Raw genomic sequence first — 10,215 nt, 5'->3', positions numbered from 1 at the left:
GCTTGCGAAGTCATAAAAATCAAGGAGTTTACTTTTCGTAAATGACTGTTTTTATGACAAGCGTAACGCAGAAGTTGGCTTTATAGGCAAACACTATTTAAAGTCTGTTCATAAAGTCGGGAGTATAATACTCTGTCGCTTTTTACGTGTTTTTAATGAGCCTTTCCAGCGCGTTAATATGTGTGGTGAATTTGTCCCGTCCCGTTGCCGTAATTTGATACGTGGTACTTGGTTTACGGCCAATAAATTGTTTATTGACCAGCAGCATACCTGCTTTTTCCAGGCCTTTTAGGTGACTGGCTAAATTGCCATCGGTTAAATCCAATAAGTCTTTGAGGGTATTAAAATCAACGGTGTCGTTTACCATTAGGGCACTCATAATGCCCAGACGAATCCGACTGTCGAAGTTTTTATCCATTCCCTCAATTAAACTTTTCATTATGTGGCGATTTGCGTTTGTTTATTCCGATTTCTTCTCATATTTCAGGTACATCACAATGCCATACAGAATGTGTACCACCCCAAAACCTAAAGTCCACAGAAATAAGCCATAGTTTAGCAGTAATGCAGCCAAAAGGCCCAAAAATATTTGAGTGTAGGCCAGTATGTGCAAATCGTGTTTCGAATATTTAGCCGCATTTAACAGGGCCAAACCATAGAATATTAACATGGCAGCAGCTATCAATTGAATGCTACCGTTTATAATTAGTGTAAGGCAGAAAAGGCCCCCGGTGGCTAATACCGTAAAAAGACTTATAACCATATTTTTTGCTGAGGGCGTCCAAAATGCAACCCCTTGTTGTTTACTCTTGCGATAGCTGATAACATAAGCAGAAACAAGCGCTCCCACCAGCACAAACAGGCCATCGGCTACCAGCGCCAGACGGAAATAGTGTGAGTTGCTTCCGTTTAGAAGACGTAAATAGTCGTCGTATTTAACATTGCCTGAATGTAGCAGAAGCAGATACGCTAGTACCGCGCCTATGAGTGCGAAGCTGCCAACTGCAATTCCTGATAAGCCGCTTAACGATAAAAATTTCGACGAAGCTTCCATCATCTGACGGATATGCTTCAAATCTTCATTCGGTCTGTTTTGTGTTTCCATTTTAAAAGAACTTTGAATTACAAAGTAAAATCAAAATTTTGTATTTTTCAATTTATTGTGAATTTATTTTTTGTTGGCGTTGCCTTTTGCTTTACCAGAAAATTGAGACAATCACCCAATAGCCCTGAAAGGGCGACAAGCTAAAGCATAGGGCAACGCCCTATGTATACGATCAAAAAAAACATCGCCCTGAAAGGGCAAGAGCCAAATAGTAATGCAATTTTTATGGATGTGGGTAATTCATCTAATTATTGAACAAAATTATTGGGTAGAGAACCACACAAAAATGAGTGTTTAGGAATATACTATCAATTGAGAGGTGCAATATGGATGAATTATTTCTGGCTGTAGCCCTTTCAGGGCGATGAAACGTTTGAATATCATAACACAGGGCGATGCCCTGTGCTGATGCTCCAAGACTTTCAGCCTTGATCAACAGTATTCCATCAAGCCCTTCAGGCGCAAATCAATCCTGCCATACCTATTGTTTGGGGTATTTAATCTTTTTAACCCCTAACCCTTTACTCCTAACCCCCTTGAGGGGGAACTACTCCCCGCAAATTGGAGCGTTGCAACAAAATAATTTGTTTAATCCGTTTAATTCGAGGTTGTCTATAAACTAAGTGTTTAAAATATAAAGTTCAAATACAAGGCTTGCGAAGTCATAAAAATCAAGGAGTTTACTTTTCGTAAATGACTGTTTTTATGACAAGCGTAACGAAGTAGTTGACTTTATAGACAAACACTAATTCGAGGTTGAAAAATGAGCAAGCATAATGCAGACGTCGGGCTTTTAAGACAATCTTTATATTTTTTGATCTGGCCTTTCAGGCCGCATTTTGTTTTTTGTTACCCAAGGCGTTGCCGTTGGGCTGAAATCATCTGCACTTTCAGTGCGAAAAACTGCAAAAAGGATGAATTTGCAGGTGTAACAAAATCAGTGCCTGTTCATAAAATTAAGGCTTGCGCCACACAATGTTTTTTTGCCACGTACTCATTTGTGATATGCCCCCTATTGCGCGCAAGATTTTTAGCTGGGTCAGTGTCAGGGGTTAGGGTGTGTGCGGTGGACTTTTATTCGGCCATTACTTTAAATACTTCCGGTCCACAAAGTCAAAAGTTAGGCTATAAAGTCCAACTTCTGACTTTATAGCCTAACTCCAAAAGGGTTACCGGTTTTATTTCATTTATGAATCACTTTCTGTAAACGTACCCGAAAAACGGTAGCTGGTACCATCCCGCTCATAATCGTACCACACCGTAAAAACGCCTGTTTGAGGCGAATAAGTCCCGCCACCATCGGTTATAGCCAGGTCATCCCATGCCGCCACCAACAGCGAATGATCTTCGTTTACCGTGAGTGTGAGGCCATACGTTGCGATGTTATCCTGCGATTCGGCATAGGCCAGATGATACAGCCGCACAGTATTGGCATTTACAGCTTTGAGCATACGGGTGGCCGTGACAGATGTGGAATCACCCGCCGACGAACCATCGGTCCTCTCGTAGTAATACCCTTCCAGCTGATAGGTGCCCGAATAGGCGTTGACAAAAGTGTACGACTGAATTAAAACGGTATCGGTTGGCCTTATCGTGATATAGTCGGGTAGTGAGACAGAGCTGATTTTGAACGTCAGCGCATAAAGCGAGTCGCAATGCAACGACGCCGGGCTCAGGTAAACAGGCATTTGTCCGTACACCGCCCCGGCCTTTATCACCACGTTATTGTCGGGGATGCGGTAGAACGACGATGCCAGATGACGGTATTGCACATCATCGGCTTTCAGATATTTAAAGTTATAGTCGTCAATGGGTGTTGTGCCCGCTTCCTCCACCGTTACCGTGATGTCGCGGTCGATGTTTAGGCTGCCGCCGGTGGCTATGGCGATAAAGGTCGCCTGTTCCACAGAATCGTTATAGGGGATCTCTACCACCGACATCCCCATGTTGGTCGTTTCGTCCGAACCCACAATATAAACTTGTTTGTAGTATTGCTCTTCGTCCAGTGGACTATCTTCACTGCAGCCTGCTAACACGGCAGGCAACAGGTACAAAAATGTTATTATTCGTTTCATAGATCTTATTTTTTATTTGCGTATTGTGTTTTAAATCAGAGATTCCACTTGAGCAACAGAAACCCGATTTCTCCTGACCCCTTGTTTCTGTTTTACCATCCCGGATTTTGTACCAGTCTGGAATTTTTGTCCAGAGCACTTTTGGGAATGGGCCAGAAATACATTTTAAACGACCACGTGCGCTGCGTCAGGTTGTTGTTGAGGGTGGTGCGGGTATAGTATTTTTCTCTCTCGGAACTTTTGGCCCGCACATTCATGCCTACTATGGGTTGGTTGTAGGCTTCCGGGGCATCCAGCCAGCGACGCAGGTCATGATAGCGCCTGCCTTCGCAGGCAAATTCTACCTGACGCTCGTGCTTAATGGCGGCCCGGATCGTTTCAGGGCCCGACAGTTCGGCGGCCGACAGACCCGGTTGCCCTGCCCGGTAACGTATCCGGTTAACAGCGTCCCGAATAGCATCCACATCGCGCGTCACCGTGATGCCTGTGGCTTCGTCGGTATATGGTGCCTCCAGTTCGTTGAGTGCCTCGGCATAGTTGAGCAATATCTCAGCATATCGAAACAATGGAAACCATTTGGCATAGATGGATCCCGAAGCCCGCATATTGTCCTCGGGATGGTTGTATTTGATGCAGGTGTAACCCGTGTGGTTATAGTCGTCAGGAAAAGCGATAGATGGGCCGGCCGTGCCGTCGGAGTAATAGGTCACCTCATAATTGCTGTACCCTTCTGTGCCGGTATACGAGGTGCCGGGCCAGTAGGAATGCGAAAAGCCTATGGTGGCATAAAAGCGCGGCTCACGGTTGGCATACATGCGGGCCGTCCCCGAGGTGTAAACAGTATAGCCGCCGAGACTTTTGCTTTGCCCTGTGGGCTCATAAGCCACTTCCGCGCCAGGGTACGGATAGTCGGCACTCGATTGGTTGATGTCGAAACCATCCTTCATCTTATAGGCATCGATGAGGTTCAGCGTCAGGTTTAGACCGTTGCCGCCGCCCAGCTGAGAGGGCGATGAGAGCCACAGCGGACTGTCGCCGCCTCGCGGATCCACTTCACAGGCCCAGATATATTCAGCACAATTGCGGATGGTCACCTCGCCGTTGAACAGCGATTTGTACGATCGGTAAGGATCAATGTCTCCGGCGCCATCCGGAAAATCGGCATCCGGAACATTGGCCGGCAACGAATCGGTGGTGGCCTCTTTGTATATCACGTTAAGCTTGTACAGCCCTGTCTCCATGAGCCGCCTGGCTGCCACTGCGGCGCGGCCCCACTTGCTGTTGTCGGTCGTCTGCGATATAAAAGGTGTGCCATCCTGACGCGTCCAGTCAGAGTAAGCCGAATTGCCGTTGAAAAGCGGGCTGGCAGCCGTGAGCAACACCCGCGACTGCACTGCCAGTGCAGCTCCGCTGGTAGGACGGTAGATGTTGGAACCTTCGCGCGTTGATGGCAGGTAACTGATGGCCTGTTCCATATTGTCAATGATATAGTCCACGCATTGGTCGTAGCTGTTACGCTCATACATCAGATTTTCGGCCTCATCATTAAAGTCTGTCAACTCATCGGGCGGTAAGGGCACGGGCCCGTATTGCTGTAGCAGGAGATAGAGAAAATAACCCCTGAAAAAATACATCTCACCGGTGTAAGTACGTTGGGTGCTCACCGACAAATCCTCACACTCATCCATGCGGGCCAGAACAGTGTTGGCTTTACGGATGCCTTTGTACCACGTAGCGTAGTTGTTGTAATAGTAGTTGGCCGTGGCAGGCGTTATCTCATCAAGCAGAAACTTGATGGCCGCATGACGCCCATCGTTCCACGAAAAGAAATTCTCATCCGAAGCCCCCTGATACGGCGACCACGAATTGGTCCACAATCGGTCTTCGTCGGGCAGATAGTTGGCAATGCCATTGATGTAGCCGAGCAGCTTCTCTTCATCCACAAACACACTGTCGAGAACCGTGATGTCGTAAACATATTTGTCCACATCCAGATAGTCGTTGCACGAGTGGCTGCCGATGCTGAGCAACAGGGCAACCCCAACCATCTGTATAAATCGTATTACTTTATTTTTATGTTTCATAAGTTTTGTGTTCTTAATTAAGCACTTGATTTTCATTGCTGATGCGATGTTTGATGTAATCTGTTTTTTGAGTGGCACAAGGCGCTTGTAACAACCGGTATTTTGCACGCTTCACGCCTTCTGCCACAGGCTAACCTGCCGTTAAAAGGCCACGATAAGCTGTAGGGTGTAAGTACGCTGAAGCGGATAAACCGCGCCGTTGGCACTGGCCTGTTCGGGGTCCCACAGTTTCACATTGTCCCACACCGCAATATTGCTGGCCGTAAAACTAAGTGTGGCAGCCGACAGACCATAACGGGCAAGCCATGACTCATTAAAACGATAAGCCACCTCGGCATTTTTAAAACGTAAAAACGATGCATCGGCCAGCCAGAATGTCGAATTGCGGTTGTTGTTGGCATTTTCGCCATAGGTAAGACGCGGAAAACGGGCATTGGGGTTCTCTGTGGCTGTGGTGCCCGAGAACGACGCAGGCGTCCAGCGGTTATTCTGATTGGCCACAATGGTGAGGATGTTACCCTCCTCCTCTCCTTTAAAAGGATAATAACCGTCGCCACCCAGAAAATAACTCACCTGGTCCTGTCCGGTAAAAAAGGCACTGAACGACCAGTTTTTCCATTTTAGCTCGGCCGCCAACCCATACTCCAAACGCGGTACATTGGAATAATCCAGCGGCACCTCGTCGTCGCCATCAACAACGCCATCGCCGTTCACATCCTTGTATTTGATGTCGCCCGGCAGGTAGTTCGACATGAAAGTTTGCTCAGGACTGCTGGCAATGTCTTCTTCATCTTTGAAGAGACCCAGGGCAATGAGTCCACGTTGCACACCATAGGGCACACCCGTGTACGACTGGTACGGATAGTTGATGCCTGTTTGTTCCCAGTGGGTTACTTCGTTGCGCGAGAAGGTGAAATTACCTCTCACCGTTAGTGCGATGCCGTCGCCAAATGGCTGCATATACGACAGGTTACCGTCGGCACCCCAGCTCCGCATGGACCCGGCATTGACCCACGGACTCTCGGCAGCTCCCACTTCGTAGGGGATGGTGACGCGTTGCTGATAGATGTCGTTGGCCTCCGACAGAAAGCCATCAACCGTAAGGTCGAAACGTGATTTGAAAAATTTGGCATCAAGACCGATGTCGTATTTGGTGGTGGTTTCCCACTTCAGATTATCCACGCCCACTTTTCCCTCGGTCACACTCTGACCCCAGTTGTTGGCGCTGTAGTTCATGAGCGACAGGTACGGAAAGCGTTCATCGGTGCTGCCATTGCCCACCTTTCCCCACGAGGCTCTTAGTTTCAGATAATTAACAAACGGTAAATGCCCTTTTGTCCACTGGTATTGCGTAGGCACCCACCCCACCGAAACAGCCGGGAAAAAGCCGTATTGCTCACCCGGTTTAAAATTCTCGGAGCCCGAATAACCACCATTCAACTCCACCAGATAGGTGTCGTTGTACGAGTAAGTGGCGCGCCCCGACAGCGCCTGGTAACGTACCGGAATAACACTGTCGTAGTCGCTGCCATCGGTGTTACGTTCATCCTGTCGGTAGGCGTGCAGCAGTCCCGTAATGCGGTGCTGATTGCCCAGCAGACGGTTGTAGTTCACCTGACCTTCAAAATAGAGCGAACGTGCCAGATAGGCCGTCTGCCAGTAGCTGGCATCGGTGCCCGACACCGTTTTATGGGTGATTAAACGCCCGTCGTTTTGACGCCCCGAAGCATAATAGAGATCCGGCATCTTATTACGTCCCGAGCGGTGATCGCCGTAGTAAGTCCACGAAAAGAGCGCGTTGGCCGTTAAACCCGGAAGAAGAAAGGACATATCCTGCGTCAGCTTCATCTTCAGGTTTACCGTATTTTGGCTCGTACGCCGATAACCCGTGTAGTTGAGAAGCACATAAGGTGTTATCTGGTTGCCATTGCTGCCATAAGCAGCCAGCTGCCCGTTGCTGTATTTAACAGGAACTGTGACAGGCGACAGGTTGGCCTGCGCGTTCCAAAGCGCATCGTTATTATCGCCATAGCCCGGCGCATTCTGTTCAGATATGATGTCTTCCAGGTTCAGCGACAGCTGCGTGGTCGGCGTCAGATCCATATCCACATTCGAGCGGAAATTGTATTTGTGATAGTTAACGTTGACATCGTATTTATTGGCCGATGCATCCTGTTTAAAGATGCCGTCTTTGTTTTGGTAGCCCAGACTAACATAGTACCGGGCATTGGTGCCTCCGCCCGAGATGTTCAGATTGTACTGCCCGTAGTACGAATGGTCTTTCAACAGCACATTGCGCCAGTTTACATCGGGATATAAATCCGGGTCGAGACCCGTCTCAAAGAGGCTGACCTCCACATCCGAATATTTCTCTTCGAGGCCGCGCACCACACGTGCCTCGTTGGCCAATCGCGCATAGGTACCCGCATTCACATATTCGGGCAGACGGCCACATTCGGTATAGGTGCGGTTGGCTTTCACGTTAACCTTTAGTTTACCGGCCTTACCCCGTTTGGTGGTGATCAGCACCACGCCGTTGGCACCACGTACGCCATACACGGCTGTGGCCGACGCATCTTTCAGTACCGAGAACGACTCAATATCCACGGGGTCAATATCGTTCAGGTTGCCTTCTACCCCGTCGATGAGGACCAGAGCACTGGCGTTGGCGCCAAAGGTGCTGATGCCCCGGATCCAGAACTCTGAATAGTCGTTGCCTGGCTCGCCGCTGCGGCTCAGACCGATCACTCCGGGTACCCGTCCTGCCAGCATATTACTCAACGACACCGCCGGAACCTGTAAATCGGAAACATCAACGGAGGTGATGGCTCCTGTCGTCGTGATTTTGCGTTGCGTGCCATGCCCCACCACTATCACCTGGTCCAGCTCGTCGATGTCTGCCGACAGGGCGATTTTTAGCCGCGTATGGTTATCTGTTACAATCATCTCATGAATCCTGAACCCGATGAACGAGAACATCACCGTGTCGCCATGCGCCACACCTTCCAGATTAAAACGACCATCCATATCGCTGATGGTGCCGTGTGATGTGCCTTTAATGGCAATATTCACACCCGGCAGTGGGGCGCCGTTTTCTTCCATCACCGTGCCCATTATGAGGTAAGCCCCTCCGGACTCCTGCGCACGGACATTCCCCATCATCCCTGCCAAAAGCAGCAGGAAAAGGCTGTTGATTATTGTTTTTATATACATCTATTTTGTTTTTTATGGTCACATGAAACGCTCCGGAATTAATCATCTTCTTGTGTGTGATATAATTCCCGTGGCCCGTTCCATTTGTTTATAATTTGGTTTTCACTATTAACGCCTCCCTCCTCCCTGCTAACTGCTCCCTGCTCCCCGCTCACTCAATCGCCAGTTTCCGCACCACGCCCGATCCCCAGCATTCGCAGATGATGAAATTGCCATCTTCATCAATGGAAATGCCATAGGGCAAAGAGAACAGCGCTTCCAGAGGTTCGCCGTCTTTATGGCCACCCGTGAGCGGCTTACCAGCCAGCAGACTCACAAAATCCGATTTGCGGTCGCACTTCAAAATGGTGTGCCCGTCAATGTTTACCACATAGATGTTACCATCGGCATCAACGGTGAGGCCTCCCGGATAGTAAAGCTGCGCCGTTTCGAGGCGGTGACCCGTGGCCGTACCCTGTCCGTTGCCGCCCATCCACAGCTCCACCGTCTCACCGTCTTTGCTCAGCCGGTAAACCGCCTGCGTGCTGTATACCGTGTAAAAAAAACAATCGTGCCACGCACTGTAGGCCAAATTGTTGTGACTGCCATTGCCACGGGGAAGGTCCTCGGACAGAACTTCAACATTGCTGGGGTTCTTCATCTCCAAACGCCCGAACTTGCCGGTGCTGTCGAAAAAATAGAGCCACGCCTCCGTCGCATCAAAGGCCGCCGACCAGATGTCGCCGTTGAAGCCGGCTATGGACGAGACAAAGAGCTCTGGCTCCCACAGGTTGTTATAATCAAGAAGGTATATCTTGTGAGGACTGGATTTTCCCACGAAATAGACTTGTTGGCGGTTGGCGCTCACGGCGGGCGTACCTGTATAGAAATTGGTTTGAAGCGTGCTCACTTTGTTGTCGTCAACGGCCACATAACGGAGGTTACCCGCGTACATCTCGGCCACAATAATGTCGCCGCCCGTAACAGCCGCAACCCCATACAGGTAGTTGAAACGGGCCTCCGAAAGCGTGCCATCAACCAGCGTGTTGTCGCCAACTACCCCACTGATGGTCGATACATTTTGTTCCACGTGGTACCTGAAAGTCCTGTCAAAGACCACCGTATCCTCTTCCACCACAACGGTTACGCTATTGTCGCCATCGCTCTGTTTGGGCACCTGGCAATAAATGGTGTTGTTGTTAACCCCCAAAACAGTGGCCGCTCGTTCGTCCGACGAAAAGAGAACCTGTATCTTCGATATATCCGACCCAAAGTTGAACCCCTTCACAATAAATTTGGTGCGAATGCCACCACTGTCGGGCATAAAGGCATCAAGCTGCACCGGAAGCGACGGGTCGCGAACCTCCCCGGGTGACGTATCGTCGTCGTGGCACGAAACCAGTATCAGCAACAGCAGCAGCGTTGTCAACAGTAGCCGAAGACCCATAATGACAGGCTCAACGGCACGTACTTGCGCAACCCCTTCGGTGGGTTTGGTCTGAAATGTTTTCATATGTTTATAATTTGTTTGTTAAGGTCATATGGAACTCGCCGGGACAATCATACTTCTGTGTGTGAATCAATTCCCATGGCTCGTTTCATATGTTTATAATTTGTTTGTTAAGGTCATATGGAACTCGCCTGGCTTAATCATCCCCCTGTGTGTGAAACAATTCCCATGGCTCGTTTCATATTAATATCTGTTTTTATCTGATTGTTAATGTGTTGATTTTATTTTGCCCCCTTCGGATCAGGGCAT

The 10,215-nt window shown here is 49.0% G+C and carries 6 protein-coding genes; all 6 read right to left on the bottom strand.

Annotation, left to right across the window (positions count from 1 at the left end; all coding sequences use genetic code 11):
- Window positions 1–142: 142 nt before the first annotated feature.
- Window positions 143–439, bottom strand: coding sequence for a winged helix-turn-helix domain-containing protein (locus ACT3CD_RS16695; RefSeq protein WP_444646800.1), 297 nt, complete (start codon window positions 437–439; stop codon window positions 143–145).
- Between the two features lie 21 nt (window positions 440–460).
- A complete protein-coding gene (locus ACT3CD_RS16690; protein ID WP_444646799.1) occupies window positions 461–1,105 on the bottom strand; it encodes a hypothetical protein in 645 nt (214 codons plus the stop codon).
- 1,187 nt (window positions 1,106–2,292) lie between these two features.
- Entirely contained in the window at window positions 2,293–3,180 is an 888-nt protein-coding gene (locus ACT3CD_RS16685) for a BT_3044 domain-containing protein (RefSeq protein WP_444646798.1), read from the bottom strand.
- A gap of 92 nt (window positions 3,181–3,272) precedes the next feature.
- Window positions 3,273–5,264, bottom strand: a complete 1,992-nt coding sequence (locus ACT3CD_RS16680; protein ID WP_444646797.1) for a RagB/SusD family nutrient uptake outer membrane protein — start codon at window positions 5,262–5,264, stop codon at window positions 3,273–3,275.
- A gap of 141 nt (window positions 5,265–5,405) precedes the next feature.
- Window positions 5,406–8,378 (bottom strand): SusC/RagA family TonB-linked outer membrane protein, encoded by a 2,973-nt coding sequence (locus tag ACT3CD_RS16675; RefSeq protein ID WP_444646802.1) that lies wholly within the window; start codon window positions 8,376–8,378, stop codon window positions 5,406–5,408.
- A gap of 250 nt (window positions 8,379–8,628) precedes the next feature.
- Window positions 8,629–9,969: an IPT/TIG domain-containing protein gene (locus tag ACT3CD_RS16670; protein WP_444646796.1), complete on the bottom strand. Its 1,341-nt coding sequence runs from the start codon at window positions 9,967–9,969 to the stop codon at window positions 8,629–8,631.
- Window positions 9,970–10,215: the final 246 nt, after the last annotated feature.

Origin of the sequence: Geofilum sp. OHC36d9, assembly GCF_052400685.1 — a bacterium.
Taxonomy (GTDB): domain Bacteria; phylum Bacteroidota; class Bacteroidia; order Bacteroidales; family Marinilabiliaceae; genus CAZHHH01.
This window is presented reverse-complemented; position numbering and strand designations above follow the sequence as displayed.